Here is an 18,834-nt window from a genome sequence, read left to right as displayed (position 1 = left end):
AATGATGTCTTTTGTCGAGAACACGCGCAAAAGGTCTTATATGAGAATCCATAACTCCAATGAACCTAGAGCTTAACCCCCTACATAATTTCGCAGACTATTCAGAACAATATGGTCAAGACAAACGTCTTCGCTTATTTGACGTGTTTATGCCAAAAACTGCGGGCGATATAGCCCAACATATCCACCAAGACTTATCGTATAAAAATGCCTTCGTTGAGGATGGAAACTTTAAGGCCATGTCGACTAAAGAGTTGGAAGCTTTAGGTTCAGAAAAACAGCAGGCGCTCACTAAAGCAATCTATAAGCAAGCGTCAGACGGAGTTGGATTCTTGTATGCAAAGTGTCAACTGCATCAAAATCCAAGCGACCTATCTTTATCGCAACAAGTGCTCACTTGGCTAAATTCCGCTGAGCTTTTAAATGGTATCAAAGCCATGACCGGACATGAGGATATTACTGGCGCGAATGCGCAAGCTACGCGCTACTATCCGGGGCATTTTTTAACCCGCCACAACGATGTCAATGAGCATGAAAACAGACGGGTAGCCTACGTGCTAAATTTTACTCCTAAGTGGCATCCAGATTGGGGCGGCCTGCTACAGTTTTACCACGACGATGGCAATCCAAAAGATACATGGGTGCCCATATTTAATTCCATCGCGCTATTTGATGTCACCCATCCTCACGCGGTGAGTTATGTTGCACCATTTGCCAAAAACCCAAGACTTGCGATAACAGGTTGGTTTACTGCGAGCTAACGATAGCTTGGCCGCGTCCGTTCGTTTCTGATGCGGCTTCTAGCTTGCCATTACGTTTTACAATTACATGTAAATCCCCGAATCGACTTGTGCGTGTGCTATAGCCCATACTTTCAAGCGTATTTACTACATCGCTATCAAGCCCTTCGTGATAGCGAATTTCATTCTCTGGCAGCAATTGATGGTGAAAGCGCGGAGCATCAACCACTTGTTGAATCGGTAAATCAAATTCAATCGCATTAAGCACGCTCAGGTATACTGAAGATAGAATAGTGGTTCCCCCGGGTGAGCCGGTAACCATCTTCAGCACGTTATCTTTTAGCAATATCGTCGGTGTCATGGAACTGAGCATACGCTTGTTTGGCTGAATTTCATTTGCAACACCGCCAATGGCGCCGAAATAATTAGGGACCCCGGCTTTTGCGCTAAAGTCATCCATTTCATCGTTAAGCAGAAAACCCGCGCCCTCCACTACCATGCCGCTTCCAAAACCCAGATTGATCGTAGTGGTGTTAGATACGGCATTACCGAATTTATCAACAATGGAAAAGTGCGTGGTTTGTTCACTTTCACCTAACCCGGGCTTTATAGAATCGGTGTTAGAAATACTGTCAAGTTGGATGTTTTCGGTGCGCGATACTAAATAGTTGTGATCAAGCAGTGGTGCTTTAGGCACTTCAAAAAAGTCTGGGTCCCCTAAGTACTCCGCCCTGTCAGCAAATACTCGCTTACCAATTTCTGCTAACACATGAACATACTGTGCACTGTTGTGTGCAAAATCGGCGTTTTCTCGCGCTTTTACAATATCGTACATGCGCAGCCATTGAGACACGGCAATGCCGCCTGAGCTTGGCGGCGCAGCGCTAACCAACTGATATTCTCGCCAGTTTGAAATGATGGGCTCTCGCCATTTCGCTTCATAATTGGCTAAGTCTGTTTTACTAATTAAGCCGCCGTGCTTCTGCATAAAGCGTTGAATTAGCTCGGCCGTTTCGCCCTCATAAAAACCAGCTAAACCTTGGGTTTGAATGCGCTCAAGCGTGTCTGCCAGCTCTACTTGAACAAAGCGTTCACCGGCTTCAATTGAAGCAAAGTAATCAGCAAAATTCACGTCAAGATTGCGCTGTTCAATACGATTTAAGTATCGTTTAACATTTCGTGCCAGCTTGTCAGGGACGATGAAGCCCTCACGAGCAAGTTTAACGGAAGGCGCGACTAGCGTTTCCCATGGCAATGAGCCATATTTTTTATGCGCTTCCCACATGCCCGACACACTTCCGGGCACGCCGGATGCTAAAATGCCAAACAGCGACTCCATGCGCTTAACGTTGCCATTTTCATCCAAATACATATCGCGATGCGCGAGCATAGGTGCCGTCTCGCGGTAGTCGACGAAGCTGTTGTCATTCCCATAATGAATCAGCATAAAGCCACCGCCACCGATATTGCCAGCTTCTGGTAAAGTGACTGCAAGCGAAAACTGCGCTGCAATTGCCGCATCAATGGCGTTTCCGCCCTGATTCAAAATATCCATTGCAACCGCTGCGGCAAAGGTGTCGGGCATCGCTACGGCTTGTTGAGAAAGCGCTGCATCTGCTTTTATGGCTGATGCATCTGAATCTGCGTTATGGGCTAAGTGAGAACATGCACTAAGAACAAAAAATGCGGTAAAAATGCTTATCACAGCTGTACGTAGGGTACTTGCCACTATATCAATCCTTTCCAGTATAACTCGCGATAGTTTCGATGTTTGACGAGTTAGCGTGAGCGCGTATAACTTAGTGTGCTATAAACTAGTTTCAGATACCAGAGCAAGTCTTCAAGTGCAATGCACATCGTCATTTTTGCTCTAAGGTGTATTTTTGTGTCGGCTCGTTATAATGCTTACTGAAACAGACTCAATTATAAGCAAATGATGACAAAAATCTTGAAGCAGCTAAGCGCTTTGTTTTTATGCCTAACAGTGGCGATGTCTATAACGTCGTGCGGCGGGGGAGGAAGCGATAATAATCCTCAACCTGAGCCTCCACAAGCGCCAAATCCGGGTGAAGTCGAAGCGCAAGCTTATGTGGCCGAAATCCTTTCAATCATGCAGAACAATGCACTTACGCGTAAAGAGCTTAATTGGGACGGTATTCGATCCGAAGTGCTTGCGCTTGCAGATGGTGCCGAATCTATTAGTCAGACCTATCCTGCGATTACGCGTGCGCTTGAACTTATTGGCACAAATCATTCTTTTTTAAATGGTCCCGATGGCACTTTGATCACCTATCCCTCAGACATTTTTTGTCCACCGCCACAGCCTTTAGAACGCCCTGAACTACCGCTTGGTATCGCTTATATCAGAGTTGACGCAATTAGTACTCGAGACAATAGTGAAGCGCGCGCTGAAGCCACCGCCATTCAAAATCGAATTGCGAGTGAGGATAATCAAGATATTACCGGCTGGATCGTCGATTTACGTAACAATGCCGGTGGTAATATGTGGCCTATGGTCGCAGGCCTCGGTCCGCTTTTCGAAGGTGCCACAAATACCTTGGGGCACTTTATTGATCCAGATGAGGTCATTACCCTCTGGGGTTACGACAGTGGCTCTGCATTTTTGAGCAGTGATTCAGGGCGAAGCGATGTGGTGACGGTCAGTGCGCCATATACATTAATTAATCCATTACCCAAAATAGCCGTGTTAAGCAGCGAAACAATTGCAAGCTCTGGCGAGGCAACCCTCATATCGTTTAAAAAACAGGTCAATGTGAGAATTTTTGGAAGTGATTCATGCGGCCTATCTACTGCTAATCAAGTATTCACCCTAAGTGACGGGAGCCAGTTGTTTTTAACCGTTTCGGTAATGGCTGATAGAGAGCAACAACGATATGGACAAGCTGTCGCGGTTGATCAAGCATCCGTGCCAGAAGAAACAGTAAGCGATGCATTACAGTGGTTGACCGCGCAAGGAATAGACTGAAGAACCCGAAGTCTGAATAATTAATGCACGCTCTTTTATCCAGAATTTGAGTAAAGGACGTTCTATTCTGGCTTAAACCAAAATTCAATCTCATCTGTTTCTTCAGGAAACTCTGCACTGTGCACGGCGTGAGCTGGCACTGCGTACCACTGACCAGCAGTGAATGTTGAGGTTTTTCCTTCCATTGTTAGTAGCAATTTACCTCTGGTTAGAACGCCATAGTTATCGGTGTCGTGTGTGTGAGCTTCTATTGATGTACCAGCAGGGTAAGAAGCGAACAGCACATCAGCACCTTGCGCTTTGAGTTTATAAGCATCAAAGCGTCCATCAAATATTTCTAACTGTTTTATTCGCTTCGGGTATTTTCCAGGCATGCTAATGACTCGTTGTATTCTATTTTGCTATGTATTGTTCTGCGCTTTTTGAGGTGCTCACAGTTTCTTGAACATCGCTGGCACGTGCGGATTGCACGGACTGCTTGTCATTGAGTAAGGCCATTAACAGCGCCGGCAAAAAGGTCAAACTTAAAAAGGTCGATACGAATATGCCGCACAATACAATAACCCCCACGCCACGATATAGCTCAGTTCCTTCACCAGGCACCAACACCAAAGGCGCCAAGCCAAATATTGTGGTTGCGGTGGACATCAGAATGGGTTTTAAACGTTTCTGCACCGCGTCGTAAATGGCGTCTTTCACGTTTTTGCCCTGTTCAACAAACCGTCTGGTTTGATCCACAATTAGAATCGGATTGTTCACTACAGTGCCTAGCAAAATCAAAAAACCAAGCATGGTAATCATATCAAAAGGCTGGTGAGCCCCTCCTAAACCGACGGCAGTGAGTGCTGCGTTGAGCCCATTAATTGCTATCAAGCCTAATAAGCCACCCGCCATACCTAAAGGCACGGTGGCTAAAATAAACAATGGATAGCGCCAGTGTGTAAAAATGGCCACTAGCAGCAAATAGCAAAGCGCGATGGCAATAACGAAGTTACTTGAAAGAGATTCTTTTGTGGCCTCAAGCTGATCGGCCGCGCCGCTGATGCTAATATTTATACCCTGAGCAATTTTTCCGCTTTGCCAAAGGGAGGGCAGCATTTCATTTCTTACCATCGCCTCTGCTGTCTCAAGCGCGACGTCGCGCGGAGGAATGATATAAACCGTTACAGTGCGGTTGCCATCCACACGCCTCACAGTATTGCTGTTTTTACTTTCAACTAAATCCGCTAAAGCATTTAGCGGAAGCACGTTTCCTTGCGGTGTGACAATGGGGGTTGAGGCTAAGTCTTGAATATTTTGCTGATTGCCCGCGCCACTGAATAAAAAGATGTCGACTTTGTCGTCGTTTAAAATAAATTCATCTACGAATGCTCCGTCGCTAACCGCCGCAACGGCATAACCAAAATCGCGATTGTTGATGCCAAGCTCGGCTAATCGCTCCCAGCGGGGACGAATTTCTATTAAGGGCTGTTCAAGCACTAACGAGCCGGGGTCTGAGTTGATCTGAGGATTGTCGAATGTGCTTTCTGCTGCCTCATAAATTGCTTCAGCAGCGCCATACAAATCACTGATGTTTGCGCCGGCGATATCAACCGCAACAGCACGAGTCCCGCCATCATTGCTAGAGATTATCGAACCTCTAGCAGAGAATGCCCGCATCCCTTCAAAGCTTCTGAATTTTTCAGTAATGGCTTCCATCATCTCGCCAATATATTTAGGTTCAACAGGCGCACTTAAAAACCAAATACGCCCCACGGAGATGGACATGTTGTAATAGGCAAGGGGTGGCATATTGGTTTCACCGCGCTCAAAGGCCTCTGAGTCGCTGCGCACATAGTCGTTAAAATACTCACGCAAATCGCTGCCGACTTTTTCCATTTCAGATAAATTGTAGTTTGGGGGGGCAATCATAATGGAAAAGGCTTTGGGTTCTTCACCCTCAGGTAAGTATTCTGCAGCGGGCATCAGCAAGTACGCGCCGCCTAAAATCAATACAACAAAGGTTGCGGCGTATACTCGGGCTTTGCTTTTACTGGCACAAAATACTTCAACTACTTTGAGCCAGCGCGTAGATAGCGTGATAGATTTATTGCCACTTTGAGATGTGCTTAAGTTTGCCATTGCAACAGGCACTACAAATATCGCCACCAACATAGAGGCGATGATCGCCCCCGAAATGGCAATAGCGATATCCGAATAAAGTTGTCCTGCCTCTTGCTCAATAAACAAAATGGGCGCAAACACCAGCACCGTGGTTGCCGTAGAAGCAAGCACCGCCGGCCAGACTTCTTTCACACCCTCCACCGCGGCGTCAATTTTGTTGCGGCCATTTTTACGTGACGAAAGAATTGATTCGAGCACCACTATGGTGTTATCTACCGTCATCCCGATGGCAAAGGCAACGCCTGCCAGAGATATCACATTAATCGTGCGTCCAAAGGCGATAAGTGCTAAAAATGCGGCAATCGTGCAAATGGGGATGCCCATAACTCCAATTAATGTAGAACGCCCTGAGCGCAAAAAGTAGAACATGACAAGGGTAGCTAGCGTCGCGCCTAGCCCCAAATTTACCCATACATTTTTAAGAGAACTTTGCACATACTGGACGTCGTCACTAAACAGGCGCAAATTTAGGCCGTTTTGCTGCAGCAGGTTTTGGTTCAGTTCTGCTACCACTGGCAATAATTGCTCTTTTATTGCAATGACGTTTGAACCGCTTTCGCGCCTTACCGACATCGTCAAATTGCGCTGCCCATCTGAAAACGCTATACCGCGAGTCTCAAAGTGGTCAAGCCCTATCTCAGCAATATCTTTTAAATAGGTTACAGCATTACCGTTTTGCTCAACAATAAGATTTTTTAGCCCTTCGAGTTGAGAAAATCGCCCCACTACTCTAAGTAAATAACGACTTTCACCACTTTCTAAATCGCCCGCAGACGCGTCTCGATTGCGCGAGCGAATAGCGTCTCTTACCTGTAATAAGCTTATCCCGCGCTGGGCCAGTTTTGCTGCGTCCACCTTTATCTGAATTTGACGAGGCGAGCCGCCACGCACGTCAACTTGAGATATTCCTTCAACACTTTCCATGCGCGGACGAATAAAGTCGTCTGCAAAATCCCGCAGCATGTCCACGTCAAGATTCATTGGATTACCCGGCAGAGGAGACAGTCCAAAGAACATAAAAGCGTTGGATGAGAAGGAGCTTGAAAAGAGCCGCGGTTGGTCAACATTTTCAGGATATGCAGGCACTTGGCTCAAGGCATTACTTACCCGAATAAGTGCTTCGTTCACGTCCACCCCAAATGGAAATTCAAGTTCAATACGCGCAGAACTCATTTCTGCTGACGAAATCATGCGCTTTAGGTTAGGTAGGCTTCTTAAATAACGCTCTTGTTCAATCAGTATCTCTTTTTCAATATCTTGCGGGGTTGCACCTGGCCAGCCTGTTTGCACGGTAATGGTCCGCACTTCCAAATCAGGGATCATCTGTACCGGAATGTTGAGGGCGGATACGACCCCTAAAATACTGAGTATAAGGACCACAACGGTAACTAAAATACCGCGTTTAACGGTTGACTCAATCATAAGTTAAGACCTATTTGGACTTCGTTAGGCATTACCGCATCACCGTCTTTCAAGAGTTCTACGCCAGACACAATATATGCTTTCCCGGTGTCCTGATTCGCAATAGAGATCATGCCGTTTGGCATATTTTGATATGGCGTAACAATGCGCACCGCTTTTCCGTTTTCGGCAATGAATACACTACTACCGCCATCAGGATGTTGCTTTACAGCAGAGCGAGGCAATAAAACCGAGCTACTCTGTGAATTTGGAATATTGATGCTAGCGCGTGATGACATCCCCGCAATCAGCCCCTTATCGCTTGGCAAATCTACTTGTGCAATAAAGGCACGGCTGTTTGCACTAGTGACCGGAACGATACGATCTACCTTAGCATTTATGCTCTGCCCAGTTGCATCGGGCCTTACTGCTACCTCTAGATTTTCGGCTCGACTTAAGTATCCATAGTACTCTTGAGGCACAGATATACTTAGTCGTAAGTCGCTGGTGTTCACCAGTTCAAACACTTGCGTTTGCTGCGTCACCCATTCACCCATATCCACATTGCGCATAGCAATTACGCCAGCAAAAGGGGCAGTGAGAGTGTGTCTGTCAACTAAGGCTTGTTGCAATTTAAAATTCGCTTGTTCCTGCGCCAGGGACGCTTGTGCGCTGGCAAGAAATGCTGCTCGCTCGGCAATCAAGGTTTGAGCGACCACTTGCTGTTCTGATAGAGCTAGCACCTCATTATACAAACGCTGGGCTTCGGCAAGATTCACTTTTGCGGCTTCAAGGCTGGCCTGAGCAGCATCAAGCGCTAGGTCGGCAAGCTCGCTATCAAGTGTAAGCAGTGTTTGTCCGCGTTCTACTCTATCACCCACTTCAACTACCAAACTTGATACAAGCCCTGCCTCCAGTGTTGACAATTGAGCATGCTGTTTTGCTTCCACTGAGCCTGTGAGATTGATAGCTCGAAAGTGAGTTTGTTGTTCCGGATATATAACATCGACTTGCACTGGCGCGTTTTGCGCGAGCGCACGGCCACAGAGAATTGCGCAGCACCACAATAAGCAAAAGGTGACAATGCGATAGTTAAAAAAAGCCTGTTTCATCAGATATCCGCCGAAGTTTCCCTAATAGGGTAATAATCTAGTGCATGAAACATTATTACCAATGCAAGCGCTATATGGTTTTTGCGTTATTTACACTTCACGTAGTGTTTCTTTATTTTAGCAGTGAAATAGCACAAGTCATTACGATATCATTTAATGATATGGCGGCGTGATATCCATTTTTTCTTAGGAACTAGGTTTCTGAATGCAAATTTTATTTTTTATGCCTCTTTGGGGGCACGAGGAAGTTCCCTTTGCTTCATTTGCTAATAATACAAAGCGGGCGGGCTTTGACGGCATAGAGATGCATCTACCAACTTCAGACTTTACCCGTAGTCAGCGAGCCGAGTATGCCAAGATTGCAAGGGACTATGGACTTGACATTATTCTTCAGCATTGTGAGACCAACGAGGCTGAATTTTCTGCACATATCGACGCGCTCTCACAAAGAATCGAAGACTTTGTACCAGTTAGGCCGCGATTTATTAATAGCCACACTGGGCGGGATTTTTTTAGTGAGGCAGAAAATCTAGCGATCATCGATAAACTCGAGGCGCTTTCAGTAGAACATGCGCTGCCGATTTACCATGAAACTCATCGCAGCCGATTTAATTTTGCAGCGCACCTTACCGCAAACTTTGTGAAAGCCCGCCCTAATATTAAGCAAACCGCTGATTTTAGTCATTTTTGCTGTGTTGCCGAGACGCTGTTGGAGGATCAAGCACACAACATAGCTACTATTATTCCTAGCATCCATCATATTCACGCGAGAGTAGGATTTGCTCAATCACCTCAGGTAAGCCATCCTCACGCCCCAGAACATGTTCAGGCTCTAGAGGCACATATTAAGTGGTGGCTAAGGATTCTAGAGATGGCACACGCAAGAGGTGATGAGTACTTTACCATTACACCTGAGTTTGGGCCGGTGCCTTATATGCCGTCATTACCGTTTACTAACGCCCCTGTTGTTTCTCAGTGGGATACAAACCTGTATATGCGCGAACGCATACTAATGGCTTTGCCTGCCTCGCTTAAGCCAAAAAAAGACCAGCATCATTCCGGTTACGGTAAAAAATAGTGCTATAACCGCGCTTAAAATGAGCAAGGGGTTGTTGAAGTCTTCGCGGCTTTCATAATCCATGATGTGAAGCATCCAAAAGATGTCGAATAAGCGCCATAGGTCGCTTCGTACTTTTAACACTTCTCCCGTATAGCGGTGCATGTAAAAAGAGGTGTTTATCCAATCATCAAAATTGACACGATAGACAGGTTCAGTAATACCCGAAGCTTCAGGAGGTGGTGAATCTAATAAAGATACGCTGACGAGACTTCCGGATCCTGCATAGCGTTGTATAGATTGTGCTCTTATTTCTCGCTCGCTGACAAGTGGAAGTGGTACCAAAGCAAATGATCGTGCGCTTTGCTGCGGTTCAAAAAAAGCATCGACGCCAAATGAGTCAGTGGTCTTTAGTACCGGCTTGCCTAAACGACTCACCCATTCAATAGACTGATAGTCAGAGACATTGATACTGATAGGATATCCGCTAGGAGGTCTTACCTGATTTAGCGTAGTATTATTCAACAGCGGCGTTCCGTGCACCCAATTGAGTGGCACTGCACTCATATATAAACCACCAGCAATCCACAATAGAAGTTGAATACCGATAACGATGCCTATCCACTTATGAAGAAGTGTCCAAAAACGAGGTGTATTGCGAATTTTCATGAAAAGTAACGGCGTGCAAAAGTAAACCTGATTGATGCGGTCAATATCAACCACCTAAATGCCAAATTCAAGCATTATTCCGCACGGCCATAGGATGATGCATGAGATTCGTAAAACGATAAGCGAAGTAGGTAATTTCATGCGAGTGCAACATCAAACTCCTGCTTAAGTTGCGCATTGGCCCTCGCGTAAAATTCATCAAGTTTTTCAACAACAGCTTGCTCGGGTGAATAGGGTTTTGCCTGGTTAAACTTTTGTTTAAGAACGTCTTTAAAGTCGTGTTCGGCAATATTCAAAAAATGGGTGACTTGCGACATTTGCTGTTGCGCTGAGTCGGGTTTATTGAATAATTCCGACCTGAGAACCAACAATCGCTCTTTGCCAAATACCGCCTTCCACTTTCGTAAAAAACTTACATATAAACCTTGATGGAGGATGCGTGTGTTTTCTTGCTTGCGAAAGCGCCTTATTTCATCGTCTACAAAAACGCTTAGTTCAGGCACGGGGGCAATATTGCGACCTTCTTGGCAAAATCGCTGCAACATTCGGTAGTGAGATATGAAACGAGCGCTTGGGTTTCGAACTAACATAATCAATTTGGCATCGGGTAACACGGTCTTGACGGCGCCAGGTCTAGCCTTAAAGTAAGTACTCGCTGTCGCTTCGCAGCTTATGTAATCTATACCGTTTTGTTTATTTTTCGCAAATATCTCTTGGCTAACCACGTCTTTCGCATCTAAGTCTGCCCAATTGAACTGTAACTCGCCAACTTCATCTTGTTTTGGGAACAGTTTGCAGTAATCCTCGAATCCTGCTTGAAGGCGCGGCAATGTGTGAAACGAAAAAAAACCGGGTTCTTTTTCTCGACAAGGAAGCACCTTAGGATGTTCACAGATGTATCGATAAAATGAAGAGCTCGAACATTTTATCCCCCCGATAATGAGAAAAGCAGGCAGTAGGCGATTGTCGGTGTTTTCAAACATTCAACTAGCCCTTACTCGGCTTTGTTGCAGTAGCAGTAGATATCACCCGAAAATAGCTTTTCGGGATATTGACGGATATCTTCCAGCACTTGTTGAGCCGAGCGCCACCTTGAATCTTGCAGGGTAAAGTTTTCTTTGTACGACCAATTAAATTCCTTGTAGCCAAGTGCACTTAACCTATCAAGACACTGTTGGGCTCTGCTTAAACTGCAGCTTAATACTTCAAAAGATACATAGGGAATAGGGCTAGTCAACCCCAACAGAACATCATATTCAAAGCCTTCCACATCAATTTTGCAAAATTTGGGCATGCCATGCTTTGCAATCAGTCTGTCGAGCGTTGATACCCTCACTTCAATGTTTTCATCAAAGGAAATAGGCAGGCTAGAAGCGCGTTTCAACTCAGCCTCCCATTCTACACCTGCAAGCGTTGATAGTGTGGGGAACAAATGACTGATTGCCAGCTCTGCGCTGCCTTCATGCTGCCCTAATGCACAGGTTTCAAGTGAAAATTCTCCAGTGCTTCCAAAGGTGTTCGTTAGGTATTTAACGAAGGCTGGTTGGGGTTCCACTGCAACGACTTTTGCGCCAAGTGTTAACCAGGTTTTTGAACGGTCGCCCAGATGCGCGCCAACATCGAAGCACAAGTCGTTTTTGCCTATGAATTGAGAATAAAACTTCAACTTTCGCTTGGTTTTTATCGGATTCCATTCATACAGCGACTTTGAAATTATCCAACCAATTTTTGTTTTTAAACTCATTTACTAAAACCCATGTGACAGACTCACTCAAACGCTTAACAAGCAGCTGCGCATGATGAAAATTCAAGCGTACTACATGTACTCTACTGCTTCTATGCATAGAAAGTTGCTCAAACACGAATAAAAGCGACATAACGAGGAACATGAAACATTTCTTTACAGAAATTTTTTACAAAATAATGCGCACTAGTCTGTATTGCAGATAAACTATTCATCGAAGCCTTGCCTGTTGCCTAAATAGCTCAACATTTTGCGCTTGCTTGCAGTGTTTGAGTTCAGTGCGCGATAGCGGCAATACCGACGTCACGATATGAGGAAATAATGAAATACTTAAGCCGTTTTAAGCGAGATATATCCCTCGCACTTCTGCTAGGTTTATCTAGTGTACTAAGCCTGCATGCCCAAGAAATAGATATTCCGTTTGAAAAATTCACACTTGATAATGGCTTAACAGTTGTTGTGCATGAAGACAGAAAAGCCCCCGTGGTTGCCGTTGCCGTTTGGTACAAAGTCGGCTCAAAAGATGAACCTAAAGGCAAAACTGGCTTTGCCCATTTGTTCGAACACTTGATGTTTAACGGCAGTGAAAACTATGATGATGAGTGGTTCAAACCTTTGCAAGAAGTAGGTGCAACGGGCTTAAACGGCACGACTTTTTTTGACCGTACCAATTACTTCCAAACTGTTCCAACACCAGCGCTGGACAGAATACTGTGGATGGAGTCAGATCGAATGGGGCACTTTGTTGGTGCAATCACTCAAGAGAAGTTGGATGAACAGCGAGGAGTGGTACAAAACGAAAAGCGTCAGGGCGAAGACCAACCTTACGGTAAGGTATTTGAGCATATCATCCCTGCTATATTCCCACCGAGCCATCCATACTCTCACACAACCATTGGTTCAATGGATGATTTGAATGCTGCTTCATTAGAAGATGTAGAAGCTTGGTTTAAGCAATACTACGGCGCGGCAAATGCAATTTTAGTATTAAGCGGCGATGTGAACGCACAAGAAGCTCGGCCTTTGGTTGAAAAATATTTTGGCGATATTGCATCAGGCCCAGCCTTAACAAAATGGGAAGCTTGGGTGCCAAAACGAGAGGTGAATACGCGCGAATTGATGCAGGACAAAGTGCCAAATACGCGCATTTATCGCGTTTGGGTGGCACCTGAAGATACCAGTAAAGTCTCTACCGATTTATTAGTTGCGGCCAGTGTATTAGGCGATGGTAAAAACTCTCGTTTATACAAAGAGCTTGTATACGAGCAACAAATTGCGACGAGTGCATCGGTGTTTAATTTAGAGCTTCAAATGGCCTCTATTTTTGGTCTGGTAGTTGACGTTGCCGATGGCGTGGATGTTGCGACTGTTGAGCAAGAGCTCGACAAAGTAATGGCTGAGTTTTTAAAACGAGGCCCGACAAAAAGTGAGGTAGAGCTAGTATCCACTAAAACAAAAGCTAGCATCATTCGTCAACTTGAAGAAGTAGGCGGTTTTGGCGGTAAAGCACAAACTCTTGCTCAAGGAGAACTTCTTGCTGGCAATCCTGGATTCTTCAAGACAGAGCTCAATCGCCTCGAAAACGTAAAAAGCAAGGATGTGCTAAATGCCTCTCGCCAATGGCTTAGCGATGGCTGGCATCAAATCACGGTAGAACCATTCCCTGAATACACACAAGCAGATGAAGGCGTTGACCGGACAACTGGTTTACCCGATGTTGCCGGTGAAACTCAATTGGTGTTTCCAGAAATTGAGCAATCGAAATTATCTAATGGCATGACCGTTAATTTAGCTAAACGCTCCACCATTCCCGTGGTTAACGTGGCGATACAGTTTGATGCTGGTTACGCGGCAGATAAAGGGAACAAACTAGGTACAGCAAATTTCACTGCTGCAATGCTTGATGAGGGTGCTGGCAAATACGATGCACTTGAGCTTGCTGGCGAGCTTGAACGCTTAGGAGCAGATTTGTCAGCGGGCAGCAACTTAGACACCACTACAGTTCGTATGTCAATGCTTAAAGAGAATATGCAAGACTCGCTAGAATTGATGGGTGACGTTTTACTTAAACCTACTTTCGATAGCGAAGAAATAGAGCGCCAGCGCAAACTGATATTAACCAATATCGCTCAGCAGCAAGCTCAGCCGGTCGCGATAGCGCTCACCGCATTGCCGCCAATTATTTACGGAGAAGACCACGCCTACGGTATTCCGTTTACGGGAACAGGGAGCGCTGAGTCAGTTGCACAAATCACGCGTGAAGATATGCTCGCTTTTAAACAGCAATGGATGCGTCCTGACAACGGTACTATTTTTGTGGTGGGTGATACCTCAATGTCAGAAATCAAACCACTGCTAGAGGCTGAATTTGGAAAGTGGAAGGCCTCAGGCGAAAAGCAAAATAAAGTCATTGCAGAGGTGGCTTTGCCTGAGCAAGGACAAACCATCATTATTGACCGCCCAGGCTCGTCTCAGTCGCTTATACTAGCAGCGCATGTTGCGCCACCCACCGGGGTAAACAACAATATTGCGATTGATGCAATGAATGAAACACTTGGCGGCGCATTTACTGCCCGAGTAAATATGAATCTGCGTGAAGATAAGGGTTGGGCATACGGTGCCTACACTTTCTTACAAGAGGCTAAGGGTCAACGTCCATTCATGGTGTATGCGCCGGTGCAAACGGATAAAACCGGTGATTCTCTCAAAGAGCTAGTAAAAGAATTAAATGCATACAAAGGAGACGTACCGCCAAGTGCTGAAGAGCTTAATCGTGTTGTGCTCGATAGAGTGCGCTCCTTGCCTGGGCAATTTGAAACCTCATCTGCTGTGTTGTCTAGTTTGCTATCAAGCAATCGCTTTGAGCGCCCGCTTAACTATCCGGAAAGCTTGCCTGAAAAATATCGTGGCTTGTCTACTACTGACTTGGAACAAGCCGCCGAGCAGGTAGTTCACCCCGAAAAACTCACTTGGATGATTATTGGCGATGCGAGCGTTATCAAAGAGCAAGTTGAGGATGCTGGTGTAGGTCCGGTTTCCGTTAGGAGTATGCAAGACTTGTAAGTGCGTTCAAACGCAATAGTGAATAGTAAAAAGGTGGGATAGTATTATTCCACCTTTTTTTATTACCATAGCCTTAATAAAAGACTTAGTTTAAGTGCTTTCCTAAAAAGCTTGCCACTTCGTTGTAGTACTCGGTGCGATTACCGACATCATAAAATCCATGTGTTTCGGCTGGCTTCACAAACCATTGATAGGGTTTGTTATGTGTATCAAGCGCATCCCTCAACGCTTCTGCGTGTTCAACGGGCACGCGTCTGTCCTTCGCGCCATGCGCAATTAATACGGGAGCTTTCAATTTCTGAACGTGATTAACGGGAGAAAACGTTTTTAACAGGGACTCATCGTTACCAATAGCTCGTTTTAAGTAATTCTTACCGTATAACAAGTCTTTGATATCACCATCCGAATACATCAGCTCCAGGTCATACACGCCGGCGTTGGCAACAACACATTTAAACATATCAGGCTCAAGGGTTGCAGACATCACCGCAGAATAACCTCCAAAACTGCCTCCCATGATACACATGCGTTCAGTGTCAATTTGTCCTTGAGATATTACGAATTCGGTTCCCTCAATGATATCTTGTTGAATCCGCCTGCCCCATTCGCCGTAACCAGCCTGCATGTAATTGAGGCCGTATCCGCCGGAACCTCTAAAGTTGACTTGGACAACGGCATAGCCTTCATTCGCTAGCATTTGAACTTGTCGATCAAATCGCCACCAATCTCTGGGGCCATGCGGACCACCATGCACCAATGTGACGAGAGGAACCTTGTCACCTTCTTTCATACTTACGGGATAAGTAATGTAACCATGAATTTCCATACCGTCAGAGGCGTCAAATGTAAAAGGGCGAGATTCAGACAGATGAGCTTGTTGTATATGCGACATATTGCCAAACAGCATTTCAAGCTTGTTGTTTTTACGATCATATAAATAATACGATCCGGGAGTGATATCGCTGCTAACATATACCACCATTAGATTCCCGTCGCGAGAACGACTTGTAATGGTTACTTTAGAGCCAGGAAAAGTTGCCAGCATACTCTTGTAAATCTGCGCTTCTTCGCTTTTTGCATTAAACATCATGTATGCAGGATAGCCATTATCAACTCGAATGGCATATGCTGACGATCCGTCGCTGCTTAAAGTGATGTCTGTAATATCCACTACATCATCGGTATATATTTCTCTGATGGAGCTAGTATCTAAGTCGGTAGAAGCCGCGTCGTCACTGTTTTCCTTAGTGTCGAGTGATAGGGAAAATAACCCCCTTTTATCGCTGTTATTGCGATCGATAAAATACAGTTTTGTATCGTCGTCATTGGTCACAAGGGGTCTAAAACTAGCGCCTACATTCTCTGTGAGCTCAATCCATTCATCATCTTTGAAGGAGAAAATGCGAGAATTATCCTCTTCGTCTTTTCCAGATACAAACAGTATTTCCCCGCTTGAAGAGGTGACAAAGCTTTCGTAAGGAATTGGCGAGCGAAGCTCTCGTTTTTGAAGCATGCCGGTATGAATATTTAGTTTGTGAACGTTTGCAAGGGCACCGCGGCTGCTGCTCCAAGGTTTAGACGAGATCAGTATATGATCTTCGTCGTCAGGTAGCGTGTGCAACACTTCTGCCCACGCTCTCACCGCTTCTTTTTTGCGCATTCGAGAGCCGGTTTGCTGTTCACCCGCACGAAAGCCAAAAATAAGTTCACGGTTACTACCGTCATAATTGACAGCGAATAACTCGCCGTAAAAAGCTGGCTCATCTAGCCATGGCTCATGATTTACAATTTCAATCACAATGCGTTCATCGCTAGCCCAATAGTAGTTACCGACCGAAAGCTGACCACCTAAATTGGCACCGCCAACTGTTTTAAACGTTTCCAAGTCAAGTACCGCTAATCGCCATCGCTCGTTTACTTGCATGCGAAAACTCAGCTTTTTAGCATCAGGTGAAATTTGGACATCTAAATATTGATTTGCCGCGGCAAAATCTGCCGGTGTGGGTTTTGATGCCAAGCTTTGGGTATTTGGGAGAATAAGTGCAGCCAGCACTAAAAAAAGATAGGTTGTTGGAATTGATCTCATACTACGCCTTCCATGTGATCTATATCTAAAACTGAATCTATCGCTTGGATAGACTTGCCAGCTCCGTGCTAGCGTCTGAATGATACCAAATACCATAATCAACGAGCAAGCAAAAACATGACGCGAAAAATGATTCTGCCGCCACAAATTACATCTACAATTAATTATTTCTGGATAACATTCACGCGCTTTAAGAAGGTTTGCCCGCGCAAAGCGGCGGGCTATTCGTCTAGCTTTCTTTGTAGCAAAGAACTTACCAATAAGACTGCGTATATAGTAACCGTCGAAACTAGCAGGTCACTTTTTTCTAAGATTCCAATTATAAATAATGTGACCGAAACAATCACCGCTACTAGTAGATTGTAAGCGAATGATTTTACTAAAGGTCTTATTGCGTTTTTGTCTGTTCGAACTTGCATAATTAATTTGTACCAGCGTTGATCGCGATTCCACTTGATATGAGAGACGCACTAAAAGCTGTAAGGGCAACTACCGTCCCTATACCGGGCACTAAAAGCACTCCAGCAAAAAAAGCTGCTCCTGCGAGCGCACTGCCATAGTATTGATCGTTTGAAAGCGAAGCCATCTGTCGATTTGTTCTCAAGCGGCTTCCACCACATACGGCTGATATTGCTTCGTTATCCAATATTTCAATGTTTGAATATTTCATTTTAAATTCCTTTTTATCGCTGCACAATTGCAACGAGGCAATAATATTCATAAGTCAATTCCTTGTCAGCTGTGCAATGGTATAGGGCTAACTAAACATTTTACTCAGCAACAAGAGTCAATAAGAGCGACCAAACAACAATTCCATTGTGCTTTTGAACAATCTATAAATATCAAATTTGGCAGGTGTAAAAGATGCCTATAAAGCGCCTATCCTAAGACAAATAAGGTTTTAAACAAGATATTATGGACCGCTTACTCGTGCTGATAATAGCACTTGAACAGCGTGCATCTGGAAAACTGAAGCCAACTTGAGCGCCTTAATATTAGATAACTAGAGTAGTGATTATGACGCTGAAAAGTTACTCTCACCTACTATTTACAGTAACAGTGTATTTTTGTAAGGGGCGGTTTATCTAATTAAAAAGTATTTACCTTGTCCTTCATATAGCATTAACGAGGGACTTCACATCTATCTCGACTCTACGGAAAGTCAATTTGTTTTAGAGGAAAGAAGGCATAAAACTTATCAAAGCAAGCGCTAGAAAAAGCATGGAAACAAGAAAGAGCCGACAATGCCAAGATTGCTAGCGATTTTTTGAAACGATTCTCAACTGAAATTTTGCTTAAATAATAAAGCAATATTTCCATTTTCGCGATAGTGCTCTATACTACAATCGTTATACAACGAATAGAGGTGTCCATGTTACTGGCAAAAGAGTACTCACTGCTAACCAATCAAGCCCCGCCTAAGGTGGCCTCATTTGAGGATTTGATTAATTCTGGTCTTCCGGCAGACTCTGTAGACAACATTTTGTCATTGCTCAAAATAGATCGAGAAGAACTTGCCCAGCTTTTAAATTTAAGCACCCGCAGAATTGCTCAGCTTAGAGTCGTTAAAAAAGATGGCAGTGAAGTGCAGCGTCTTAATAAAGACGCATCCGAGCGAGCGTTGAGGGTTATTAAAGTATTTGAAGACGCCATTGCCTATTTTGGGAGTCAAGAAAAGGCTCAGATTTGGTTCTCACGGCCTAACATATCGTTGGGTGACAAAACGCCGCTTGAGATGTGCTCAACCTTCACTGGCATGGAATTAGTGAAGCATACTATTATTAAACTTCAACACGGCATGACTGCATAAGGT

At 44.8% G+C, this 18,834-nt stretch carries 14 protein-coding genes; 5 read left to right on the top strand and 9 right to left on the bottom strand.

What is annotated here, in order from left to right; all coding sequences use genetic code 11:
* Positions 1–59: 59 nt before the first annotated feature.
* The gene (locus tag PN836_RS11105) at positions 60–761 is read left to right on the top strand and encodes a 2OG-Fe(II) oxygenase (RefSeq protein WP_395338312.1); all 702 of its coding nucleotides are present in this window, start codon (positions 60–62) and stop codon (positions 759–761) included.
* Here PN836_RS11105 and ggt read toward each other — a convergent pair.
* On the bottom strand, positions 748–2,325 hold the full coding sequence (ggt, locus tag PN836_RS11100; protein ID WP_395345609.1) for a gamma-glutamyltransferase: 1,578 nt from the start codon (positions 2,323–2,325) through the stop codon (positions 748–750). The genes PN836_RS11105 and ggt overlap by 14 nt on opposite strands.
* Before the next feature lie 405 nt (positions 2,326–2,730).
* Between ggt and PN836_RS11095 the strand changes: the two genes are divergently transcribed.
* Complete coding sequence (locus tag PN836_RS11095) at positions 2,731–3,726, top strand: S41 family peptidase (RefSeq protein ID WP_395338310.1); 996 nt, start codon at positions 2,731–2,733, stop codon at positions 3,724–3,726.
* Positions 3,727–3,788: 62 nt separating this feature from the next.
* Here PN836_RS11095 and PN836_RS11090 read toward each other — a convergent pair whose 3' ends face one another.
* Genes PN836_RS11090 through PN836_RS11080 form a run of 3 tightly spaced genes read right to left on the bottom strand, consistent with a single transcriptional unit; the run spans position 3,789 to position 8,402 of the window.
* Positions 3,789–4,100: a cupin domain-containing protein gene (locus PN836_RS11090; RefSeq protein ID WP_395338309.1), complete on the bottom strand. Its 312-nt coding sequence runs from the start codon at positions 4,098–4,100 to the stop codon at positions 3,789–3,791.
* Positions 4,101–4,119: 19 nt separating this feature from the next.
* Entirely contained in the window at positions 4,120–7,311 is a 3,192-nt protein-coding gene (locus tag PN836_RS11085; protein WP_395338307.1) for an efflux RND transporter permease subunit, read from the bottom strand.
* Positions 7,308–8,402 carry an efflux RND transporter periplasmic adaptor subunit gene (locus PN836_RS11080; protein ID WP_395338305.1) on the bottom strand — a complete coding sequence of 365 codons (1,095 nt, stop codon included), beginning with the start codon at positions 8,400–8,402 and terminating at the stop codon, positions 7,308–7,310. Before PN836_RS11080 ends, PN836_RS11085 begins: the two co-directional genes overlap by 4 nt.
* Before the next feature lie 205 nt (positions 8,403–8,607).
* On the opposite strand from PN836_RS11080, the gene PN836_RS11075 reads away from it, so the two are divergent.
* Positions 8,608–9,480, top strand: coding sequence for a sugar phosphate isomerase/epimerase family protein (locus tag PN836_RS11075; RefSeq protein WP_395338303.1), 873 nt, complete (start codon positions 8,608–8,610; stop codon positions 9,478–9,480).
* Here PN836_RS11075 and PN836_RS11070 read toward each other — a convergent pair.
* The 3 genes from PN836_RS11070 to PN836_RS11060 all read right to left on the bottom strand — a co-directional run bounded on the left by PN836_RS11070 (position 9,412) and on the right by PN836_RS11060 (position 11,872).
* Positions 9,412–10,128, bottom strand: coding sequence for a hypothetical protein (locus PN836_RS11070; RefSeq protein WP_395338301.1), 717 nt, complete (start codon positions 10,126–10,128; stop codon positions 9,412–9,414). The genes PN836_RS11075 and PN836_RS11070 overlap by 69 nt on opposite strands.
* A 137-nt stretch (positions 10,129–10,265) precedes the next feature.
* The gene (locus tag PN836_RS11065; RefSeq protein ID WP_395338299.1) at positions 10,266–11,111 is read right to left on the bottom strand and encodes a sulfotransferase; all 846 of its coding nucleotides are present in this window, start codon (positions 11,109–11,111) and stop codon (positions 10,266–10,268) included.
* An 11-nt stretch (positions 11,112–11,122) separates the two neighbouring features.
* Positions 11,123–11,872: an FkbM family methyltransferase gene (locus tag PN836_RS11060; protein WP_395338298.1), complete on the bottom strand. Its 750-nt coding sequence runs from the start codon at positions 11,870–11,872 to the stop codon at positions 11,123–11,125.
* Positions 11,873–12,193: 321 nt separating this feature from the next.
* On the opposite strand from PN836_RS11060, the gene PN836_RS11055 reads away from it, so the two are divergent.
* Positions 12,194–14,935 carry a M16 family metallopeptidase gene (locus PN836_RS11055; RefSeq protein WP_395338296.1) on the top strand — a complete coding sequence of 914 codons (2,742 nt, stop codon included), beginning with the start codon at positions 12,194–12,196 and terminating at the stop codon, positions 14,933–14,935.
* An 85-nt stretch (positions 14,936–15,020) separates the two neighbouring features.
* On the opposite strand, the gene PN836_RS11050 is transcribed toward PN836_RS11055, so the two are convergent.
* Positions 15,021–17,021 (bottom strand): alpha/beta hydrolase family protein, encoded by a 2,001-nt coding sequence (locus PN836_RS11050; protein WP_395338294.1) that lies wholly within the window; start codon positions 17,019–17,021, stop codon positions 15,021–15,023.
* A gap of 421 nt (positions 17,022–17,442) precedes the next feature.
* On the bottom strand, positions 17,443–17,742 hold the full coding sequence (locus tag PN836_RS11045) for a hypothetical protein (protein ID WP_395338292.1): 300 nt from the start codon (positions 17,740–17,742) through the stop codon (positions 17,443–17,445).
* A gap of 651 nt (positions 17,743–18,393) precedes the next feature.
* Here PN836_RS11045 and PN836_RS11040 point away from each other — a divergent pair.
* A complete protein-coding gene (locus tag PN836_RS11040; RefSeq protein ID WP_395338290.1) occupies positions 18,394–18,831 on the top strand; it encodes an antitoxin Xre/MbcA/ParS toxin-binding domain-containing protein in 438 nt (145 codons plus the stop codon).
* Positions 18,832–18,834 lie beyond the last annotated feature (3 nt).

It is taken from the genome of Ningiella algicola (assembly GCF_028401415.2).
In the GTDB taxonomy this organism is placed as follows: Bacteria; Pseudomonadota; Gammaproteobacteria; order Enterobacterales; family Alteromonadaceae; genus Glaciecola.
Note: the sequence above shows the minus strand (reverse complement) of the source record. Positions and strands in the feature narration are given on the sequence as shown.

Coding starts and splice junctions, on each gene's coding strand:
- PN836_RS11075 (WP_395338303.1), top strand. CDS start 8,608: ATGCAAATTTTATTTTTTATGCCTCTTTGGGGGCACGAGGAAGTTCCC.
- PN836_RS11070 (WP_395338301.1), bottom strand. CDS start 10,128: ATGAAAATTCGCAATACACCTCGTTTTTGGACACTTCTTCATAAGTGG.
- PN836_RS11050 (WP_395338294.1), bottom strand. CDS start 17,021: ATGAGATCAATTCCAACAACCTATCTTTTTTTAGTGCTGGCTGCACTT.
- PN836_RS11055 (WP_395338296.1), top strand. CDS start 12,194: ATGAAATACTTAAGCCGTTTTAAGCGAGATATATCCCTCGCACTTCTG.
- PN836_RS11045 (WP_395338292.1), bottom strand. CDS start 17,742: ATGAATATTATTGCCTCGTTGCAATTGTGCAGCGATAAAAAGGAATTT.
- PN836_RS11105 (WP_395338312.1), top strand. CDS start 60: ATGAACCTAGAGCTTAACCCCCTACATAATTTCGCAGACTATTCAGAA.
- PN836_RS11060 (WP_395338298.1), bottom strand. CDS start 11,872: ATGAGTTTAAAAACAAAAATTGGTTGGATAATTTCAAAGTCGCTGTAT.
- PN836_RS11080 (WP_395338305.1), bottom strand. CDS start 8,402: ATGAAACAGGCTTTTTTTAACTATCGCATTGTCACCTTTTGCTTATTG.
- PN836_RS11095 (WP_395338310.1), top strand. CDS start 2,731: ATGTCTATAACGTCGTGCGGCGGGGGAGGAAGCGATAATAATCCTCAA.
- ggt (WP_395345609.1), bottom strand. CDS start 2,325: ATGCCCGACACCTTTGCCGCAGCGGTTGCAATGGATATTTTGAATCAG.
- PN836_RS11065 (WP_395338299.1), bottom strand. CDS start 11,111: ATGTTTGAAAACACCGACAATCGCCTACTGCCTGCTTTTCTCATTATC.
- PN836_RS11040 (WP_395338290.1), top strand. CDS start 18,394: ATGTTACTGGCAAAAGAGTACTCACTGCTAACCAATCAAGCCCCGCCT.
- PN836_RS11085 (WP_395338307.1), bottom strand. CDS start 7,311: ATGATTGAGTCAACCGTTAAACGCGGTATTTTAGTTACCGTTGTGGTC.
- PN836_RS11090 (WP_395338309.1), bottom strand. CDS start 4,100: ATGCCTGGAAAATACCCGAAGCGAATAAAACAGTTAGAAATATTTGAT.